Origin of the sequence: Streptomyces sp. NPDC093801, from assembly GCF_040701585.1 — a bacterium.
GTDB lineage: Bacteria > Actinomycetota > Actinomycetes > Streptomycetales > Streptomycetaceae > Streptomyces.
The window spans coordinates 71,400-88,963 of sequence record NZ_JBFBDP010000022.1; the positions used below are offsets into that span (position 1 = coordinate 71,400).

Annotated in this window: 23 protein-coding genes and 1 tRNA gene; 18 read left to right on the plus strand and 6 right to left on the minus strand. The window is 72.9% G+C overall.

Features of this window, described 5'->3' with window-relative positions; all coding sequences use genetic code 11:
* Positions 1-96 precede the first annotated feature (96 nt).
* On the minus strand, positions 97-414 hold the full coding sequence (locus AB0469_RS25225) for an HGxxPAAW family protein (protein ID WP_366453705.1): 318 nt from the start codon (positions 412-414) through the stop codon (positions 97-99).
* 70 nt (positions 415-484) lie between these two features.
* Here AB0469_RS25225 and AB0469_RS25230 point away from each other — a divergent pair, with 70 nt between their 5' ends.
* The 3 genes from AB0469_RS25230 to AB0469_RS25240 all read left to right on the plus strand — a co-directional run bounded on the left by AB0469_RS25230 (position 485) and on the right by AB0469_RS25240 (position 3,070).
* Positions 485-958: a MarR family transcriptional regulator gene (locus AB0469_RS25230; RefSeq protein WP_366453706.1), complete on the plus strand. Its 474-nt coding sequence runs from the start codon at positions 485-487 to the stop codon at positions 956-958.
* 276 nt (positions 959-1,234) lie between these two features.
* On the plus strand, positions 1,235-1,906 hold the full coding sequence (locus AB0469_RS25235; RefSeq protein ID WP_366453792.1) for a DUF4097 family beta strand repeat-containing protein: 672 nt from the start codon (positions 1,235-1,237) through the stop codon (positions 1,904-1,906).
* A 315-nt stretch (positions 1,907-2,221) separates the two neighbouring features.
* The gene (locus AB0469_RS25240; RefSeq protein ID WP_366453707.1) at positions 2,222-3,070 is read left to right on the plus strand and encodes a helix-turn-helix domain-containing protein; all 849 of its coding nucleotides are present in this window, start codon (positions 2,222-2,224) and stop codon (positions 3,068-3,070) included.
* A 36-nt stretch (positions 3,071-3,106) separates the two neighbouring features.
* Here AB0469_RS25240 and AB0469_RS25245 read toward each other — a convergent pair whose 3' ends face one another.
* Positions 3,107-3,919 carry a VOC family protein gene (locus AB0469_RS25245; RefSeq protein WP_366453708.1) on the minus strand — a complete coding sequence of 271 codons (813 nt, stop codon included), beginning with the start codon at positions 3,917-3,919 and terminating at the stop codon, positions 3,107-3,109.
* A 134-nt stretch (positions 3,920-4,053) separates the two neighbouring features.
* On the opposite strand from AB0469_RS25245, the gene AB0469_RS25250 reads away from it, so the two are divergent.
* Positions 4,054-4,644, plus strand: a complete 591-nt coding sequence (locus AB0469_RS25250) for an HhH-GPD-type base excision DNA repair protein (RefSeq protein WP_366453709.1) — start codon at positions 4,054-4,056, stop codon at positions 4,642-4,644.
* Between the two features lie 131 nt (positions 4,645-4,775).
* On the plus strand, positions 4,776-5,252 hold the full coding sequence (locus tag AB0469_RS25255; protein ID WP_366453710.1) for a cupin domain-containing protein: 477 nt from the start codon (positions 4,776-4,778) through the stop codon (positions 5,250-5,252).
* Here AB0469_RS25255 and opcA read toward each other — a convergent pair.
* Entirely contained in the window at positions 5,198-6,133 is a 936-nt protein-coding gene (gene opcA, locus AB0469_RS25260) for a glucose-6-phosphate dehydrogenase assembly protein OpcA (protein WP_366453711.1), read from the minus strand. The genes AB0469_RS25255 and opcA overlap by 55 nt on opposite strands.
* A 72-nt stretch (positions 6,134-6,205) precedes the next feature.
* On the minus strand, positions 6,206-7,840 hold the full coding sequence (locus AB0469_RS25265; RefSeq protein ID WP_366453712.1) for a helicase HerA-like domain-containing protein: 1,635 nt from the start codon (positions 7,838-7,840) through the stop codon (positions 6,206-6,208).
* Between the two features lie 88 nt (positions 7,841-7,928).
* Here AB0469_RS25265 and AB0469_RS25270 point away from each other — a divergent pair, with 88 nt between their 5' ends.
* Both AB0469_RS25270 and AB0469_RS25275 read left to right on the plus strand, forming a co-directional pair.
* On the plus strand, positions 7,929-8,225 hold the full coding sequence (locus tag AB0469_RS25270; protein ID WP_008740979.1) for a type II toxin-antitoxin system VapB family antitoxin: 297 nt from the start codon (positions 7,929-7,931) through the stop codon (positions 8,223-8,225).
* Positions 8,226-8,350: 125 nt separating this feature from the next.
* Positions 8,351-9,025 (plus strand): LytR C-terminal domain-containing protein, encoded by a 675-nt coding sequence (locus AB0469_RS25275; protein WP_366453713.1) that lies wholly within the window; start codon positions 8,351-8,353, stop codon positions 9,023-9,025.
* Between the two features lie 12 nt (positions 9,026-9,037).
* Here the strand turns inward: AB0469_RS25275 and upp are convergent, their stop codons facing one another.
* Positions 9,038-9,673, minus strand: coding sequence for a uracil phosphoribosyltransferase (gene upp, locus AB0469_RS25280; RefSeq protein ID WP_030225496.1), 636 nt, complete (start codon positions 9,671-9,673; stop codon positions 9,038-9,040).
* A gap of 189 nt (positions 9,674-9,862) precedes the next feature.
* Between upp and AB0469_RS25285 the strand changes: the two genes are divergently transcribed.
* The 10 genes from AB0469_RS25285 to AB0469_RS25330 all read left to right on the plus strand — a co-directional run bounded on the left by AB0469_RS25285 (position 9,863) and on the right by AB0469_RS25330 (position 16,763).
* On the plus strand, positions 9,863-10,819 hold the full coding sequence (locus AB0469_RS25285; protein WP_366453714.1) for a universal stress protein: 957 nt from the start codon (positions 9,863-9,865) through the stop codon (positions 10,817-10,819).
* 171 nt (positions 10,820-10,990) lie between these two features.
* The gene (locus tag AB0469_RS25290; RefSeq protein WP_366453715.1) at positions 10,991-11,194 is read left to right on the plus strand and encodes a hypothetical protein; all 204 of its coding nucleotides are present in this window, start codon (positions 10,991-10,993) and stop codon (positions 11,192-11,194) included.
* A 216-nt stretch (positions 11,195-11,410) separates the two neighbouring features.
* Entirely contained in the window at positions 11,411-11,959 is a 549-nt protein-coding gene (locus AB0469_RS25295) for a hypothetical protein (protein WP_366453716.1), read from the plus strand.
* Positions 11,960-12,078: 119 nt separating this feature from the next.
* Positions 12,079-12,507, plus strand: coding sequence for a tRNA adenosine(34) deaminase TadA (gene tadA, locus AB0469_RS25300; RefSeq protein ID WP_366453793.1), 429 nt, complete (start codon positions 12,079-12,081; stop codon positions 12,505-12,507).
* 79 nt (positions 12,508-12,586) lie between these two features.
* Positions 12,587-12,671 (plus strand) — tRNA-Ser (locus AB0469_RS25305).
* Between the two features lie 89 nt (positions 12,672-12,760).
* Positions 12,761-13,051, plus strand: a complete 291-nt coding sequence (locus AB0469_RS25310; protein WP_042811775.1) for a hypothetical protein — start codon at positions 12,761-12,763, stop codon at positions 13,049-13,051.
* 421 nt (positions 13,052-13,472) lie between these two features.
* Entirely contained in the window at positions 13,473-13,634 is a 162-nt protein-coding gene (locus AB0469_RS25315; protein ID WP_167747595.1) for a hypothetical protein, read from the plus strand.
* 215 nt (positions 13,635-13,849) lie between these two features.
* A complete protein-coding gene (locus tag AB0469_RS25320; RefSeq protein WP_366453717.1) occupies positions 13,850-14,740 on the plus strand; it encodes an RNA polymerase sigma factor SigF in 891 nt (296 codons plus the stop codon).
* Between the two features lie 231 nt (positions 14,741-14,971).
* On the plus strand, positions 14,972-15,811 hold the full coding sequence (locus AB0469_RS25325) for an RNA polymerase sigma factor SigF (RefSeq protein ID WP_042811776.1): 840 nt from the start codon (positions 14,972-14,974) through the stop codon (positions 15,809-15,811).
* 94 nt (positions 15,812-15,905) lie between these two features.
* On the plus strand, positions 15,906-16,763 hold the full coding sequence (locus AB0469_RS25330; protein WP_366453718.1) for a hypothetical protein: 858 nt from the start codon (positions 15,906-15,908) through the stop codon (positions 16,761-16,763).
* A 13-nt stretch (positions 16,764-16,776) separates the two neighbouring features.
* Here the strand turns inward: AB0469_RS25330 and AB0469_RS25335 are convergent, their stop codons facing one another.
* Positions 16,777-17,010, minus strand: a complete 234-nt coding sequence (locus tag AB0469_RS25335) for a hypothetical protein (protein ID WP_366453719.1) — start codon at positions 17,008-17,010, stop codon at positions 16,777-16,779.
* Positions 17,011-17,125: 115 nt separating this feature from the next.
* Here AB0469_RS25335 and AB0469_RS25340 point away from each other — a divergent pair, with 115 nt between their 5' ends.
* Positions 17,126-17,557: a MarR family transcriptional regulator gene (locus AB0469_RS25340; protein WP_366453720.1), complete on the plus strand. Its 432-nt coding sequence runs from the start codon at positions 17,126-17,128 to the stop codon at positions 17,555-17,557.
* Positions 17,558-17,564: the final 7 nt, after the last annotated feature.

Genomic DNA, 17,564 nt, shown 5'->3' on the forward strand with positions numbered 1-17,564 from the left:
TCGACCGTAGGACGGATTCGATCACCGCGCCGAGAGCCCCTCGCATCCACGAACCGGAACCACCCGTGCGCCTCGCCTCTGCCGTGCGGGACGCGGCTAGCGGGACCGGGCGGTGGCGGGCCGGCGTCCGGCCGCGCGGCAGCCGAGGCACTCGACGTGGCCCTCGCGCGCGGTGTGGTCGCGGGTCCCCATGGCCCAGTGCGACTGCGGCCGGGGGCCGGGCCCCTTGCCCCAGCCCGCCAGGTGCAGCACCCAGGTGAGCAGGGCCGCCGCCGCGAGGACGCCGGCCCCGATCCAGAGGCCCGGCGTCCAGCCGCACACCCCCAGGCCCACCACCGCGGCTCCGACGGCGGCGACGGCCGTTCCGGCCCATCCGGCGACCGTGTGCCCCTCGTCGTATCCCTGCGCGCTCATACGTCACCCCTTCCCGACCTATGATGTCTTAGTCAGTAAGCAATTTATCTTAGGCACTAAGGGATTTTCAATGGAGGGCACACCCCGACCCGCCGCCTCCGTTCCGGCGGCGATCGGCGCGATGGACGACCTGATCGCGACGAGCATGGTGGCCCAGCAGGAGTTCGCCCGGAACCTGGGCCTGAGCCCGACGGACCTCATCTGCTTCGCGTACGTGCTCCAGGCCGGGGACGCCCCCGTCACCGCCGGCGACCTCGCCGCCCGCGCGCACGTCACCACGGGCGCCGTCACCGGCATCGTCAACCGGCTGGAGCGCGGCGGCTTCGTGACCCGGCAGCCCGACCCCGCCGACCGGCGCCGGGTGCGCGTGGTCGCCGTACCGGAGGCCGCGCAGCGCGTCCGCGCCGTCTACGAGCCGTACTACGCCCTCCTCGCGGAGCTCTTCGCGCGGTACAGCCCGCAGGAGGTCGCGGTGCTCAACGACTGGTTCACCCGCGCGGGCACCCTGGCCGCCGACTACCTCGCGGAGTCCTGCGGCCCCTGACCCGGGCGGCGCGGCCGGGCGCGGCGCGGCGTGGCGGGGCGGGGCGTGGCGGGGCGGGGCGTGGCGGGGCGTGGCGTGGCGTTCACTTCCATTCCATTGCAACGAAATTCGCGGATTCATTGCATTAAACCGCAGGCCCACTGCAACGATTTCGCAGCCCTGAGCTGCATATATGCACCTCACTCGCAACTCTGCCGTTGCCGCACACCTGAACGCAACATAGCGTTTCTCTTGTCGGAAACGCCGATGGACCACCGCAGAGCGCAGGAGCCCACCATGCAGAAGTTCGCCACCGCCGCCCCCGTCTCCGCCGTCCTCGACATCCCGGCCGGACGCATCCAGCTCATCGCCGCCGACCGCGCCGACGCCACCGTCGAGATCCGTCCCGCCAACCCTTCCAAGAGCCGCGACGTGAAGGCGGCGGAGCAGATCACGGTCGACTTCCGCGAGGGCGTCCTGCGGATCGCGGCCGCCCCGGCGAAGAACCGCCTCCTCGGGAACTCCGGAGCCGTCGAGGTGACCGTCCAGCTGCCCGCCGGCTCCCGCGTCGAGGCGAAGGCGGCCGCCGCCGACCTCCGGGGCGTCGGACGCCTGGGCGACGTCGTCTTCGACGGCGCGCACGCCCAGGTCAAGCTGGACGAGACGGCCTCGGCCCGGCTGACCGTCCAGGCCGGTGACGTCGCGCTCGGCCGCACCGGCGGCCCGGTCGAGGTCAGCACCCAGAAGGGCGACATCAGCATCGCGGAGGCGGGCCGGGGCACGGTCACCCTCTCCACCCGGTACGGCGGCATCTCCGTCGGCGCCGCCCGCGGGGTCTCCGCCTCCCTGGACGCCGGCACCTCCTACGGCCGGATCCACAACGCCCTCACCAACAGCGGGGGCGGAGACGCCGCCCTGAGCATCCGCGCGACCACCGCCTACGGCGACATCACCGCCCGCAGCATCTGACCGCCCCGCCACCACCGCCGCATGACCGCCGCACCGCGGAACCAGAGGGCCGACCGGCACGCGGGAGAGCGCGATCCGGTCCGCCCGTACGTTTCTTTTGCTTCGCAAGAACCGGGGAAAGAACCCTCTCCCCACCCCACCAGCCTCCCGCGGCGGCCGTCTCACTCGCACGGGTGAAGAAGTCCAACTCCGCTGGATTTCGGACGGGTTGCCGGGCATATGCTCGCCCCGATCACCCACCAACGAAGACGGCCCCCGCCGGGACGGCAATCCCGGACGAGGGCCTGACCAAACAGGAAGTAACCCAGACTTCCCATGGCTCTTCAGCACCCTAGCGCGCCGGAGCGCGCCACGTACGGCGTTCATCACTCCAACGTCCGTCACACGACCAGGTACACCGTCATCGGCAACCACCTGGCGCAGCACCCCCATCTGACGCTGACGGCACGCGGGTTGGGCGCGTACATCCAGTCGCTGCCGTCCGGAACGCCCATCGGCATCAAGGACCTGGCCCGGCGCCTGCCCGAGGGCGAGATCCGCATCGCGTCGGCCCTGCGCGAACTGGAGGCGTACGGCTACCTGAAGCGGGTACGGGAACAACTGCCCGACGGGCGGTTCGTCACGCACACGGTGTCCTACAACCACCCCAAGGCCGCCGCCACGCGCCCGCCCCGGCCGCAACCGGCACCGCCCCCCGAAGCCCCACCACCGCCACCACCCCCGCCGCCGCAGCCCGAAGTGCCCTCCGCCGCAGCGCAGTCACGGCCCGAGGCAACGCCTCCCGCTCCGGAACCGGAACCACCGGCCGAACCCCCGCCCGCCCGCCGGGCGGCGCAGACGGTCCTCGCAGAACTGCGCCGCACGGACCACCGCCTCCTCCTCGGCCGCCGGGACATCGAACGCCTCGCCCCCCGGCTGGAACCCTGGCTGGAACGCGGTGTGACCAGGGAAGCGGTGATCTCCGTCCTCACGGCGGACATCCCCGCCGAACTCCGCAACCCCGCGGGCCTGATCTCCTACCGCCTCACCGCCCAGGAACCCCCGGACCTCCCGCCCGCCCTCCGCAGACCCGCCTACGTCCCGCCGGACCCCCTGGTGTCCTGCACGAAGTGCGACAGGGCCTTCCGCAGCCCCGTCCCGGGAACCTGCAAGGACTGCTCGTAGCGCGGCCGGGGGCCCGGCGGGCGGTCCAGGCCGTGTCTAGGTGAAGTCCGGCATCTCGCCGACCCGGGTGTTCATGTCGATCACCGCGAACACCGCGCCCTGCGGGTCGCCGAGGGCGGCGAAACGGCCGAAGGGGCTGTCCATCGGGCCGAAGTACAGCTGCCCGCCGCGCGCCCGCGTCTTCTCCACCGCCAGGTCGCAGTCCGGCACACCGAAGTAGACCTGCACGTAGGACGGCACCTGCGGCGGGAACTCGTCGCCCATCTTCATCCGGCCCAGCACCGGGTGGTCCGCGCCGCCCACGCTGAAGATCTTGAAGTCCATCCCGGCCGCCTCCGGGTCGTCCCCGGCCGCCATCTGCAGGGAGGAGTACGGGAAGACCCGCTCCAGGAACGGGTCCGCCTTGCCCGGCTCACGGGTGTAGACCTCGGCCCAGGCGTACGAGCCCGCCTCGCCCAGCTTCTCGAAGCCCTTGTGCTCACCCGGCTGCCAGACGCCGAAGACCGCGCCGCTGGGCTCCTTGGCGATCGCCATCGTGCCGAACGTGCCGACCTGCATCGGCTCCATCATCAGCGTGCCGCCCGCCGCCCTGATCTTCTCCGCGGTGGCGGCGGCGTCGTCCGAGGCGAAGTACAGGCACCACTGGGACGGCGCGTCGCCGCCCGGCATCGGCGGTACGACCGCCGCGACCGCCTTGCCGTCGGAGTAGGCCTGCGTGTAGTTGCCGTGCTCGCTGCTGGCCTCGCCGAAGGTCCAGCCCAGCACGTCGGCGTAGAACTCCTTGGCGGCCTCCACGTCGGTGAACATCGCGTCCACCCAGCAGGGGGCGCCTTCCGGGAAATCGGCCATGGTCGATCGACTCCTGTGTCGTCCGTCGTCCGTCGTCTCTCGTCTGCCCGTACGTCCCTCCCACGCTAGGGCCGGGGTCCGACGACCGCGCGCCGAACGGGCGCGGGCGCCGGTCCCGGGGGAGGCTGGGGGGCATGGACGACATCACCATCCGGCTCGCGCAGCAGCCCGAGGCCGACGACCTGCTCGCCCGCAGCCCGCTGGCCGCCCTCACCGGGATGCTGCTCGACCAGCAGGTGCCGATGGAGTGGGCGTTCTCCGGGCCGTGGACGATCGCCCAGCGGCTCGGCGCCGACGACCTGGACGCGCACGCCATCGCCGCCTACGACCCGGAGGCGTTCGCGGCGCTGCTGTCGCAGAAGCCTGCCGTCCACCGGTACCCGGGGTCGATGGCGAAGCGGATCCAGCAGCTGTGCGCGTACCTGGTGGAGCACTACGCGGGGGACGCGGCGGCCGTCTGGGCGGACGCCGCGACGGGGGCGGAGCTGCTGAAGCGGCTGAAGGCACTGCCGGGCTTCGGGGAGCAGAAGGCCCAGATCTTCCTGGCGCTGCTGGGGAAGCGGTACGGGGTGCGGCCGAAGGGGTGGCGGGAGGCGGCCGGGGGCTACGGGCCCGCGAACGTCTACCGCTCGGCGGCGGACATCACCGGACCGGAGTCGCTGGCGAAGGTCCGCGCGTACAAGCAGGCGGCGAAGGCCGCGGCCAAGGCCTCCGGCGGCGCGTAGGCCCCGCCGCGCGAAGCGGCCACCCGGCCCCGCGCGGCGGACGGCGCCCCACGGCCCTTGCCGCCGGGGCTGTTTGACGGACCGGCCGGCCGTACGGGCCGATGTCCGAGCCTCCGGGTAGCGTCGGCGGGATGACCGAGAACCTCACCCGTGCCACCACCGCCGAACGCATCTCCGACGGCCCCGGCAGCGTCATCACCCTGCTCACCGACACCGCCGAACTCACCTGCAACACCGCCAGCTTCGAGGTCGGCGCGGCCGGCGCCCCGGTGCACTTCCACACCAAGGCCACCGAGTTCTTCCACGTCACCGACGGCCGCCTCGACGTCCTCGTCGGCGACGAGGTCCACACCCTCTCCGAGGGCGACTTCCTCAGCATCGCCCCCGGCGTGAAGCACGCCTTCGCCCCGGCCGCCGGCCACACCGCCGAGGTGTTCGTCGGGTTCACCCCCGGCATGGGCCGCTTCGACTACTACCGGCTGCTCGGCCGGGTGCGGGCGGGCGAGGCCACCGTGCAGGACATCATCGACAGCCAGCCCACCTACGACAACCACTACGCCGAGAGCGAGGCCTGGGCCGGCCGGCTGCTGCGCAGCGCCGAGGCGTAGACCTCGTCGGCGTCCAGGCGCCGCAGCTCCTCCGCGATCAGCTCGGCCGTGCTGCGGATCTTGAGGGCGACCTTCCGGTCGGGCCACCCCGGCAGGACCAGGGTGGCCAGCGAGCCGGTGGGCCGGTCCACCACGACCTCGCCGGCGGCCGTCTCCAGCCGGACGCGGGTGATGACCGGCCCGCCGGTCGCCACCCGGGCCACCGGCGCGCCCAGCCGGTCCTCCAGCCAGCGCGCCAGCAGCTCGGCACTGGCGTTGTCGGGCTCGCTCTCCACCGCCGCCGCGGTCACCGGCAGGGCCTTCTGGTCGAAGGCGCAGGCCAGCAGCGAGCGCCACGGCGTGAGCCGGGTCCACGCCAGGTCGGTGTCGCCGGGGGCGTAGGCGGAGGCCCGGGCGCCCAGGACGCCGACCGGGTCCACCGCCGCCTGCGCGTCGGTGATCCGGCGCTGCGCCAGCGCGCCCAGGTCGTCGCGGGCCGGGTCGGCGGGGGCGTCGGCCGGCCACCAGGCGACCACCGGCGCGTCCGGCACCAGCAGCGGCAGCACGATCGAGCCGGCCTGGGTGGTGAGGTCGCCGTGCAGGCGCAGGATGACGATCTCGCCGGACCCGGCGTCCGAGCCCACGCGCAGCTCGGCGTCGAGCCGGGTCCGCCGCCGCCGCTCCGGGCCGCGGTGGGTCCGCTTGATCACCGCGATGATCCGGCACGGGTGCTCGCGGGCGGCCTCGGAAGCCGCGCGTACGGCGTCGTAGGCGTTCTCCTCGTCCGTCACGATGACGAGGGTCAGCACGAGCCCCATGGTGGGGCTGCCCACGGCTCGACGGGCCGCCAGCATGGCCCGGTCGATCTTGCTGGACGTGGTGTCGGTGAGTTCGGTCCGCATGCCTACGAGTCTGTCAGCGGCTGCCGCAACGCGGACAACCGGTTCGCTCGATTCCCCCTGGAGCGCCGCGCCTCAGCGGCGCCGGCGGGCCGTGCCGAAGAGGGAGCGGGAGATCTCGCGCCCCAGCTGGGTGCCGATCGAGCGGGCCAGTGAGCGGAACAGGCCGCTGCCGACGACCTGTTCGACCACCGAGGGCTCCGGCTTCGGGGCTCGGCCCGCGGACCGCCGCGCCGCCCCGGCCCGCTGGTCGGCCCCCGCCCGCTCGTCGGCCTCCGCCGCGGCGGCCGCCTCCGCCGCGGCCTCCGCGGCCGCCTGTTCGGCGGTGATCTTCTCGTACGCGGACTCGCGGTCGACGGGCTGCGCGTAACGCGGGTACAGCGGGGAGGCCTTGACCGCCGCGTCGAGGGCCGCGGCGTCGACCGGGCCCATCAGCGACTGCGGGGCGCGCAGCCGGGTGGCGGCGACGGGGGTGGGGGCGCCCTTCTCGCCGAGCACGGTGACGACGGCCTCGCCGGTCCCGAGGCCGGTCAGCAACTCCTCCAGGTCGTAGGCGGAGTTGGGGAAGGTCCGGACGGCGGCCTTGAGGGCCTTGGCGTCGTCGGGGGTGAAGGCGCGCAGTGCGTGCTGGACCCGGTTGCCGAGCTGGCCCAGGACGTCGGCGGGGACGTCCTTGGGGGTCTGGGTGACGAAGAAGACGCCGATCCCCTTGGAGCGGATCAGGCGCACGGTCTGGGTGACGGATTCCAGGAAGGCCTTCGAGGCCCCGTTGAAGAGGAGGTGGGCCTCGTCGAAGAAGAAGACCAGCTTGGGACGATCCGGGTCGCCGACTTCGGGGAGGTCGGCGTAGAGGTCGGCGAGCAGCCACATGAGAAATGTCGAGAAAAGCTGTGGTTTGTCCTGTACGGAGGGGAGTTCCAGTACGGAAATCAGCCCGCGCCCGTCCGGGGCCGTCCGCAGGAATTCACCGGTGTCGAATTCGGGTTCGCCGAAGAATTCCGAGGCGCCCTGCTGCTCGAATGCGGTGAGGGCCCGCAGAATCACCCCGGCGGTGGCGGCGGAGAGCCCGCCGATCCCCTTCAGCTCCGGTTTTCCCTGGTCGGAGACGAGGAAGGCGACGACCGCCCGGAGGTCCTTGAGGTCGATCAGTTCCAGGCCCTTGGAGTCGGCGTAGTGGAAGATCAGGCCGAGCGACTGCTCCTGCGTCGGGTTCAGCCGGAGCACCTTGGACATCAGGACCGGGCCGAAGGCGGTCACGCTCGCCCGGAGCGGGATGCCGGGGCCGATGCCGCCGAGCGAGTAGAAGGCGGCGGGGCATCCGGTGGCCTCCCACGCCTGGCCGACCTCCGTCGCCCGCTCCGCGGTCCGGCCGCCCGGCGCGCCGGGGGCGGAGATCCCCGAAAGGTCTCCTTTGACGTCGGCGAGGAAGACGGGGACGCCGTGCGCCGACAGCTGCTCGGCGATCAGCTGGAGGGTCTTGGTCTTGCCGGTGCCGGTGGCGCCCGCGACGAGCCCGTGGCGGTTGAGCACCGACAGCGGGACGCGGATCCGCCGGTCGGGCAGGCAGGCGCCGTCCCAGAGCAGGGCCCCGAGCTCCAGCGCGGGCCCCGTGAAGGCGTACCCGGCGGCGATCCCGGCGGCCGGACCCTCCGGGTCCGCTTGACCCCCCGCAGCGGCCGTCGGCTCGGGCGGGTCGGTGCTCTGGCTCATGCGTCACTCCCGGAATAGCCCTGAGTGCCACTTTTGCACCGCCGGAGCGAGGCTGCGCCCGGAGGCACCGGCCCGGTAGGCTTTCCGTGTGATCTTCAAGCGCATCGGAAGCGGACGGCCGTACCCCGACCACGGCAGGGAAACCACCCGGCAGTGGGCGGACGTCGCCCCGCGCCCGGTCCGGCTGGACCAGCTCGTGACGACCAAGGGACAGCTGGACCTGGAGACGCTGCTCGCCGAGGACTCCACCTTCTACGGCGACCTCTTCGCGCACGTCGTGAAGTGGCAGGGCGACCTGTACCTGGAGGACGGACTGCACCGCGCCGTGCGCGCGGCCCTCCAGCAGCGGCAGGTGCTGCACGCCCGCGTGCTCGAAATGGACTGACCGGAGGCCCTCCGAGAGGCCCGCAGGCGGCCCGGTCGGGCCGCGGTTGCGCCTTTCGGGTCTGCCTTACCCGATCAACAGATCATTTAGTAGGCATCGTTCCGGTACGGCACTACGCTGCGCCCATGAGCATGCTCACTCCCCCCGGCATGGGCGGAAAGTACCGCGTCACGGGGACTGCGTACCCCCGCATGAGCCGGCCTCGGCGACGCCGGAAGATCGTGTTCGCCCTGCTCGGATCGGTCCTCGCGCTGGCCCTGCTCGGCTACGGGGCACTGCAGCTCATCGACGTGTTCCGGGGCGGCGACGGCGACCGGCGTGCCGCCGCGGCCGCGAAGGACTGCCCGACCAAGAGCCCCGCCGCCCCCGCCCGTCCCGCCAACGCCGCGAACCCCGGCCCGGCCGCCTCGGGCGTCCCCGCGGCCGCCCTGCCGCAGCCCGGCCAGATCACCGTCAACGTCTACAACGCCACCCCGCGCGCAGGCCTCGCCAAGGCCGTCGGCGACGAGCTGAAGAAGCGCGGCTTCACCATCGGCCACGTCGGCAACGCCCCCGCCGACTTCGACAAGAAGGTGCCCGGGCCCGGGATACTGCTCGGCTCCCCGCGCACCGACAAGGCGGTGTACTCCGTCCTCGGCACCCAGCTCACCGGCGTCACCCAGCAGACCGACACCCGCGAGGGCGCGGACGTCGACCTGATCCTGGGCGACGCCTTCAAGGAGCTGAACACGAAGGAGGACGCGGACAAGGCGCTGGCCGTACTGGCCAACCCCGCGCCCGCGCCCTCCCCGAAGTGCTGAAGGCGGGCCCCGCTACTCGGCCGAGCCGTACATGCGGTCGCCCGCGTCGCCCAGGCCCGGCACGATGTAGCCGTGCTCGTTGAGCCGCTCGTCCACGGCGGCCGTCACCACCGTCACCGGCGTGCCCGCCAGCTCGCGCTCCATGACCTCGACGCCCTCGGGCGCGGCCAGCAGCACCACGGCGGTCACGTCGTCGGCGCCGCGCTTGATGAGCTCCTGGATCGCGGCGACCAGCGTGCCGCCGGTGGCCAGCATCGGGTCCACGACGTAGACCTGGCGGCCGGAGAGGTCCTCGGGCATGCGCGTCGCGTACGTGGAGGCCTCCAGGGTCTCCTCGTTGCGGACCATGCCCAGGAAGCCCACCTCGGCGGTCGGCAGCAGCCGGACCATGCCGTCCAGCATGCCGAGGCCGGCGCGCAGGATCGGCACGACCAGCGGGCGCGGGTGCGACAGCTTTACACCGGTGGTCGGGCCGACCGGGGTCTCGATGTCCGACTGCTCGGTGCGCACGTCGCGGGTGGCCTCGTACGCGAGGAGCGTCACCAGCTCGTCGGCGAGCCGCCGGAACGTGGGGGAATCGGTGCGCTTGTCGCGCAGCGTGGTGAGTTTGTGCGCCACCAAGGGGTGATCGACGACCTGCAAACGCACAACATCCTCCAAGACTCAGCCGGGCTTCGACCTGCGATCCGCGACCTGCGACCCTGCTACCTGCGATAAACGGCCGCTGTTCGCGACCTGCTGCCAAAAGGCTACGCGGTGGAAGGGGCGCGGCGCGTCCCGCGCACGCCCCGGGGCCCATGAGATGCGGGCCGCCGCGACGGCCAGCACCCTTGACGGGTGAGCAACGGCCAAGTGAGCGGCGGCCTCGTGATCGCCGCCGTCGACGGATCCGAGCACAGCCTGCGCGCCCTGGAATGGGCCCGCCTGGCCGCCCTGCGCCACGGCGCCGGCCTGATGGTCGCGCACGTCCTGCCCGACGTCTCCCAGCTCTACGCCGGGCGCCGCTCGTCCCTCCACGACCCGAACGAGCCCGAGGAGTACGCCGACCCCGTGGGCGACCGCGTCCGGGCCCTGCTGGAGGAGGGACCGCAGTACCCCGCCCAGGTCCGCTACGAGGCCCTGGAGGGCTCCGTGCCCGAGGCGCTGCGGGTCGTGGGCGCCGAGAACGCGCCCCTGATGCTGGTCATGGGTTCGCGGGGGCGCGGCGGGTTCGCCACGCTGATGCTCGGCTCCAACAGCCGGGCCGTGGCCGGCAGCGCGAGGTGCCCGGTGGTGGTCGTCCCGCACGAGGACCGCGCGGTCGAGGACCCCTGGGGCGCTTCCGCCGGGCGGGTGGTGCTCGGGCTGCACGCCGCCGAGACGCCCGAGGACGTGCTGCGCTTCGCGTTCGCGGAAGCCGCCGCCCGGGGGACCACCGTCCAGGTGGTCTCGGCGTACGCCGTGCCGCCCGGTCCGACGGCGCTGGTCGACGCCCCCTTCGAGGTGGTGCCGCCCGAGGGCCTCGCCGACGGCGGGGACGGGGTGCCGGCCGAACGGGAGATGCTGCGGGCCCAGACGGAGCGGCTGGCCCCGCTGCGGGCCCGCCACCCGGACGTACCGGTCGAGCAGGCGGCCGTGCCCGGGGACGCGGCGGGGCGCCTGGTGGAGGCGTCCCGGTCGGCCGCGCTGGTCGTGGTGGGCCGCCACCATCCGCGCCGGCGCTCACTGCTGATGGGGTCGGTGGCGCACGCCGTCCTCCACCACGCGCACGGCCCGGTGGCCGTCGTCCCGGCGCTCACGGACGACGCGGACTGAGGCCGGCCGAGGTCACCGGGCGTGACCTGACCACTCAGGAGTTCCCCGTCCTGACCTGGGCCTATCCGGAAGAGGGTGGCATCAAACGCGCCGACGGGGGGAAGGTGGGAGCCGGGGGGTCTGCTTCGCGCCGGCGGAGGAGGACGACCGGACCAGCCTGGGGTGGTGCCGATGCCCAAGACGCAGCCCGAGAACGACGGCAGGGGGAGCGAGGCGGACCGAGCGCCGGAGACCGCGGCGCAGCGCAGGGCGCGGCGCGCCCAGTTCCTGCGCGACCTGATGGAGGCCCGGGCCCTGCGCGACCGGGTCCAGCCCCGCCGCGCCCGCGCGGCCCGGATGCGGCAGCAGATGCGGATGCGTACGTTCCGTTGGTGAGGGGCACGATGCCCACGGCAGCGACCGGCCCCTGACCGGCCCTCCGCCCGGCGCCGCGACACGGCCGCCGCGCGGAAGACCTCTCGCAAAGCCGCTGTTTCTGCCACGATGCCGATTGGGCGGGGTGCGAACAGCTTGTGTCACGACCGTTCACACCCCAACCTCCGGCCGGGGGGACCTCCAACCGGCACGCCTATGACCAGTGGGAGAGTCACGGTGTATTTCGCCGCACTGCTCGCGCGCACCGAAGACGGGTGGGAAGCGAGCGACCTGGAACTCGACGACGTCGAGTCCCTCAGTGATCTGATCGATCTCGCACGTTCCGCCGCTGTCGACGACGACACGGTGGTCGCCCTCATCGAGCAGGAGGACGCCTGGTTCGGCGTCATCCGCGTGGACGGAGAGGAGGACCCCCGGTACTTCGTGTCGAACGCCTCCGCCGCCGACCGGAGCTCCTACGGATCGATGCTGACCAAGGAGCTGCTGGGCAGCGTCGACGAGGACGACGAACTCGACGAACTGGACCTGGACGGCACCGAGGACGGGGAGGACGAGCCCGTCGCCGCCTATGCGGACGAGGACGACGGGGCGGAAGCCGGGGCGGGGTCCGGCTCCGAGCCGGTGCCGGCCGGCCCGCTCGGCGATCCGCGCCTGCTGGACGACCTCGGCGTCGGCCACAAGGAGCTGATGTCCCTCGACGGGGAGGCCCTCTCGGAGATCGCCGACGCGCTCGGCGCCACCGAGGTGCTGGAGGCCGTCCGCTAGTGATCGCCGCGCACGACCTCACGTACGACACGCAGGACCCGCAGGACCCGCACGGCGCCGGACCCGGGGACGGGCCCGGCGCCTGCCCCGACCCGGTCCGGGACCCCTGGCGCGCACCCATGCGCCTGGCGCTCCGGGAGGCCGCCCTGGCGGTGCCGGCCGGCGACGTGCCGGTCGGCGCCGTCCTGCTCGGACCGGACGGGGCCGTCCTCGCCACCGGGCACAACGAGCGGGAGGCCGTCGGGGATCCCACGGCGCACGCCGAGGTGCTGGCGCTGCGCCGGGCGGCCGCCCGGCTCGGGGAGTGGCGGCTCACCGGGTGCACCCTGGTGGTCACCCTGGAGCCGTGCGTGATGTGCGCGGGCGCGCTCGTCCAGTCCCGGGTGGCCCGGGTGGTCTACGGCGCGGGGGACGAGAAGGCGGGCGCGGCGGGGTCGCTGTGGGACCTCGTGCGGGACCGCCGGCTCAACCACCGCCCGGAGGTGATCCGCGGGGTGCTGGAGGAGGAGTGCGCGCGACAGCTGACGGAGTTCTTCCGGGAGCGGTGACCGGCCGGTGGGGTGGGTGAGCAGGGCCACTCGGCCGGAAGTTGCGAAGCACTCCCCACCATCGGCTAGGATCTCTCTCGGTGGTGTGTCCGAGTGGCCGAAGGAGCTCGCCTCGAAAGCGAGTATGGGGCAACCCATCGGGGGTTCAAATCCCTCCACCACCGCTCTGGAAACGAGAGCCCCGGTTCGTACGAACCGGGGCTCTCGTGCGTTCCCGCCGTGACCGGGCGTCGGCTCGGCCGTTGGACACGGCATGACCAAGACCCAGCGCCTCCTCGCCGCCTTCGCCCTCGCGGGGGCCGCCGCGGGCCTCGCCGCACCCGCGGCCTCCGCCGCGCCGCCCGCCCCGCTCACCCTCCCCGACCTGCCGACGGCCGCCCCGGGCATGCCCGCGGGCGCCACGCCGGCCTCGGTCCAGGAGATCGGGGGGAAGATCGGCGAGGGGGCCAACCAGCTCAACCAGCTGATGACGCTGCCGGACCAGCTCCAGCCCGCGATCGCCCCCGTGGCGCCGGTCCTGGACCTGCTGGGCGCCATCCAGTAGGCCGCCCCGGAGGGGCTCCGCCCAGGCCTTCGCCCCCGCTCCGTCCCGGCTCCTTCCGGCACGCGCCGGGGCACGCGAAGAAGGCCCCGACCGGAGCCGGGGCCTTCCACGCGGACGGGGGAAGTGACATCGGGGGGACAAGCCACTTCCCCCGGTGAGGACGGAACCTGCCGACCCGGGCCGCGGTCAGGGGGGAAGCCCGCGGCTCGGACCCCGCAGTGAGGCCCTGTCCCTCACCCACCGGTTTCCTGCCAGAACCGGTGGGCTCGTGTTCCATCCTGCTCCTCCCGCGACCGGACACCCAGCGGCAAAAGACCTGTACGACAGGGTCATTGGTCCTTAAAGGACAGGTGAGTGTCCAAACCTGACCGGTTAGACTCACCCGACTTCGCAGTACCGGTTGGGGAGGCCGACACCGTTCATGGACACCAAGAAGCTCATCACGGGCGCCCTCACGGTGTTCGTCCTCTTCGTGATCATCACCCAGCCCAAGCGGGCGGCCGAGATGGTCGGAATAGGCTTCCAGGGCATATCGGATGCCGCATCCGGCATCGGCGAGTTCATCACCGAACTGGTGACCTGAGCCCGTACGCTGAAGCGATTTCCGGGCATCCAGGCCCCTCACTCCGCGGGTGGGGGGCTTTTCGCGTTCTCACCGGTAAAAAGAATACCCCTAAATGCCCAACTTGCCCTCAACACGGCTATATACGGTGCTTGCACACAGTCCACATCTCTTGTGATGCTATGACCGCTTTTGACGGATGAGACGGATGAGTTGACCGAAGGGGTGGCGTGACCGTGCCGGCCAGTACTGCGCCTCAGGTGCCTCCCCAGCATGAGCCCCGGCAGGAGCCCAGGCCGGAGCCGCCGCACGAGCCGCCCGCCGACCCCCAGGAGCCCGCGGCGGCCGCGGCGAGACCCCAGGGCCGGGGCGCCGACACCCGGGCCCTGACACAGGTCCTCTTCGGCCAGCTGAAGGGCCTGGAGCCGGGCACCAGCGAGCACAACCGGGTGCGCGGGGCCCTGATCGAGGCCAACCTCCCGCTGGTGCGCTACGCGGCCGCCCGGTTCCGCAGCCGCAACGAGCCGATGGAGGACGTGGTCCAGGTCGGCACCATCGGGCTGATCAACGCGATCGACCGGTTCGACCCCGAGCGCGGGGTCCAGTTCCCCACCTTCGCCATGCCGACGGTCGTGGGCGAGATCAAACGATACTTCCGGGACAACGTCCGCACCGTGCACGTCCCGCGCCGCCTCCACGAGCTGTGGGTGCAGGTCAACGCCGCCACCGAGGACCTCACCACCCTCCACGGCCGCACCCCGACCACCCCCGAGATCGCCGAGCGGCTGCGGATCAGCGAGGACGAGGTGCTCTCCTGCATCGAGGCCGGCCGCAGCTACCACGCGACCTCGCTCGAAGCCGCCCAGGAGGGCGACGGCATGCCCGGGCTGCTCGACCGGCTCGGCTACGAGGACCCCGAGCTGGCCGGCGTCGAGCACCGCGACCTCGTGCGCCACCTGCTCGTACAGCTGCCCGAGCGGGAACAGCGGATCCTGCTGCTGCGCTACTACAACAACCTGACGCAGTCGCAGATCAGCGCCGAGCTCGGGGTCTCCCAGATGCACGTCTCCCGGCTGCTGGCGCGCAGCTTCGCCCGTCTGAGATCCGCAAACAGGATCGAGGCGTAACCGGATCGGGTGGAGCCCGGCCCGCGATTCCCTACAGAAACGGCTCATTCCGCTCGGTCGGCCGTCTGTCGCTGGAGATACTTGTCGACATGACGCTACAGCGTGTTGCCGACATGTGACATTCTGCTGGAACCGCGTTTGCCGCAGCCCCGCCTCCGGTATTCAGGTGGAGGCTGCGTTCCTCCGACGGACGCGCCGATACGCGACCGTCCGCGACCTCAAGGGGGTGGCATGTCCGTAGACCAGGGCAGCTCCAAGGTGCTCACGCTCGACGAGCGTGAGCTGCCGGCAGTGGCCGACCGCTCGGAAGCCATCGACACCCGCACCCTCTCCCGCTCCCTCTTCCAGCGACTCGCCACCCTGGACCCGGACAGCCCCGAACGGGCGTACGTACGCGACACCCTGATCGAGCTGAACCTGCCGCTGGTGCGCTACGCGGCGGCCCGGTTCCGCAGCCGCAACGAGCCGATGGAGGACATCGTCCAGGTCGGCACCATCGGCCTGATCAAGGCGATCGACCGGTTCGACTGCGAACGCGGAGTGGAGTTCCCGACGTTCGCGATGCCGACCGTCGTGGGCGAGATCAAACGATTCTTTCGGGACACGTCCTGGTCCGTCCGCGTCCCGCGCCGGCTCCAGGAGCTGCGCCTCGCGCTGACCAAGGCCAGCGACGAGCTCGCCCAGCGCCTCGACCGGTCCCCGACCGTGCCGGAGCTGGCGGCCGTCCTCGGCGTCTCCGAGGAGGAGGTCGTCGACGGCCTCGCCGTCGGCAACGCCTACACCGCCTCCTCCCTGGACTCCCCCTCCCCGGAGGACGAGGGCGGCGAGGGCTCCCTCGCGGACCGGCTCGGGTACGAGGACAGCGCGCTCGAAGGCGTCGAGTACCGCGAGTCGCTCAAGCCGCTGCTGGCCAAACTCCCGCCCAGGGAACGGCAGATCATCATGCTGCGGTTCTTCGCGAACATGACCCAGTCGCAGATCGGCGAGGAGGTCGGCATCTCCCAGATGCACGTCTCCCGGCTGCTGACGCGCACGCTCGCGCAGCTGCGCACGGGTCTCATCGGCGAATAGTCCCGCCGGCCGGCCCGGCCGGTGCCGGACCGGTCATCCGCCCATCCGCCGGTGCGGGGTTCACATTTGACGTAGCGTCAGGAACACTGGCGCGATGCGAACGGGATCCCGCGCGGCGCACGCCCTCGCCCTGGCCCTCTGCTGCACGGCGGCCGCCGCCCTGACCGGATGCAGCGGCCCGGACCGCGACGGCTACGCCGCCGTCGGCGCCGCGGCCGCCGGGCCCGAGCGGGGCGCGGGGGAGAACGTACCGCCGCAGGGGCGGGTGGAGTTCCAGCCGATCGCGTCGGCGGGCTCGGCCGCGTCCGCGAGCGCCTCCGGCCCTACGACGCCCGGCGCCCCGGGGTCCCCGGCGGCCGGGGTCTCCGCCCGGGGCGGAGCGACGGCCGGCGCCCCGGGGGGCTCCGACCCCGCACCCGGCACCCCGCCGGCCCCGGGCGCCCCCGCAACCGCCCCCGGAGCCGGGGGCGCGGGCGGCGGGAACGGCAGCGCGGCGGGCGGCACGGGCGGCCCCGGCACCCCGACACCCCAGCCGGGCGGCACGGGCGGCGGCGCGAGCGGCGGCGGCGCGGGAGGCTCCGGCGGCTCCGGCGGCGGCTCTGGCAGCCCCGGCGGGCCCGGCGGCACCACGCCCCCGCCCGCCACCCCGGCCGCCCTCACCCTGAGCGCCCCGGCCCGCGCGGCGGCGTCCGACCGCTGGTGCGAGCGCGTCACGGTGACCTTCACCAACACCGGTACCACGGCGGCCCGTTCCGGCACGGTCGGCTTCGCGACGCACGTCATCGGCGCCCTGGGCATCGACTGGGCCACGATCACCACCACCCAGCCCCTGCCCGCCCCCATCGCGGGCCGGACCTCCAGGACGCAGGCCTACACGGTCTGCGTGGAGGCCTGGCGGGTCCCGCTGGGCATGCACGTGGAGACCCGCGGGGTCACCGCGAGCTGGAGCTGACCCGGCCCGGCGGTCAGTGCAGGACCACCCACAGCGCCGCCCCGAGCATCAGCGCCAGCGCCAGGACCAGCGCGATCCGGCCGGCGCCCGTCGAACCGGACTCCTTGGGCCGGCGGCGCGATCCCGGCACCGACGGCGTGCGGGCCGCCTGATCGTCGCCCTCCGCCACGAACGCGCGGAACATCTGCGTGCTGCCGGCGGGGTCGTAGGAGCCCTCGGCGTCGTGTGAGTCGTGCTGTGCGGACATGGCTGGACCCTAGCGGGTTTTCCGATTCCTTTACCGCCCCACCCCCGAAATTCATTTGCCTGTAGCAACCATGCTCTTCTATGGTTGCCCTAAGCAACGAGATAGGGGCGGTCCGGTGGACACGCAGACGACGCAGAGCACCCGGTACGAGGAGCTGGCCCGCCAGCTCACCGGCATCGGGGCGGTCAAACGCGACCTCGCCCGGATCCTGCCCCCGCACTGCCCGCCCGGCGCCGCCGCCGTCCTCACCGTGCTCGACCGGCACGGCGAGATGCGGCTCAGCCGGCTCACCGAGTTCATGGCCGTCGACATCTCCGTCAGCAGCCGGCACGTCGCCCACGTGGCACAGCGCGGCTGGATCGACCGGGAGACCGACCCCGGCGACGGCCGCTGCCGGATCCTGCGCCTGACCGACGAGGGACGCGCCGTGCTCGCCGAGCTCGGCGCCCGCTACACGGACGCGCTGGAGAAGGCCCTGGCCGACTGGTCGGCCGAGGACATCGACGCACTCAACACCCTGCTGGCCCGACTCCGATCGAGCTTCTAGGCAAAGG

Bases quoted from the DNA above. Each gene is read 5' to 3' on its own strand.
- AB0469_RS25225 (WP_366453705.1), bottom strand. From the start codon at position 414: ATGAGCGCGCAGGGATACGACGAGGGGCACACGGTCGCCGGATGGGCC.
- AB0469_RS25230 (WP_366453706.1), top strand. From the start codon at position 485: ATGGAGGGCACACCCCGACCCGCCGCCTCCGTTCCGGCGGCGATCGGC.
- AB0469_RS25235 (WP_366453792.1), top strand. From the start codon at position 1,235: ATGCAGAAGTTCGCCACCGCCGCCCCCGTCTCCGCCGTCCTCGACATC.
- AB0469_RS25240 (WP_366453707.1), top strand. From the start codon at position 2,222: ATGGCTCTTCAGCACCCTAGCGCGCCGGAGCGCGCCACGTACGGCGTT.
- AB0469_RS25245 (WP_366453708.1), bottom strand. From the start codon at position 3,919: ATGGCCGATTTCCCGGAAGGCGCCCCCTGCTGGGTGGACGCGATGTTC.
- AB0469_RS25250 (WP_366453709.1), top strand. From the start codon at position 4,054: ATGGACGACATCACCATCCGGCTCGCGCAGCAGCCCGAGGCCGACGAC.
- AB0469_RS25255 (WP_366453710.1), top strand. From the start codon at position 4,776: ATGACCGAGAACCTCACCCGTGCCACCACCGCCGAACGCATCTCCGAC.
- opcA (WP_366453711.1), bottom strand. From the start codon at position 6,133: ATGCGGACCGAACTCACCGACACCACGTCCAGCAAGATCGACCGGGCC.
- AB0469_RS25265 (WP_366453712.1), bottom strand. From the start codon at position 7,840: ATGAGCCAGAGCACCGACCCGCCCGAGCCGACGGCCGCTGCGGGGGGT.
- AB0469_RS25275 (WP_366453713.1), top strand. From the start codon at position 8,351: ATGAGCATGCTCACTCCCCCCGGCATGGGCGGAAAGTACCGCGTCACG.
- AB0469_RS25290 (WP_366453715.1), top strand. From the start codon at position 10,991: ATGCCCAAGACGCAGCCCGAGAACGACGGCAGGGGGAGCGAGGCGGAC.
- tadA (WP_366453793.1), top strand. From the start codon at position 12,079: ATGCGCCTGGCGCTCCGGGAGGCCGCCCTGGCGGTGCCGGCCGGCGAC.
- AB0469_RS25310 (WP_042811775.1), top strand. From the start codon at position 12,761: ATGACCAAGACCCAGCGCCTCCTCGCCGCCTTCGCCCTCGCGGGGGCC.
- AB0469_RS25315 (WP_167747595.1), top strand. From the start codon at position 13,473: ATGGACACCAAGAAGCTCATCACGGGCGCCCTCACGGTGTTCGTCCTC.
- AB0469_RS25325 (WP_042811776.1), top strand. From the start codon at position 14,972: ATGTCCGTAGACCAGGGCAGCTCCAAGGTGCTCACGCTCGACGAGCGT.
- AB0469_RS25330 (WP_366453718.1), top strand. From the start codon at position 15,906: ATGCGAACGGGATCCCGCGCGGCGCACGCCCTCGCCCTGGCCCTCTGC.
- AB0469_RS25335 (WP_366453719.1), bottom strand. From the start codon at position 17,010: ATGTCCGCACAGCACGACTCACACGACGCCGAGGGCTCCTACGACCCC.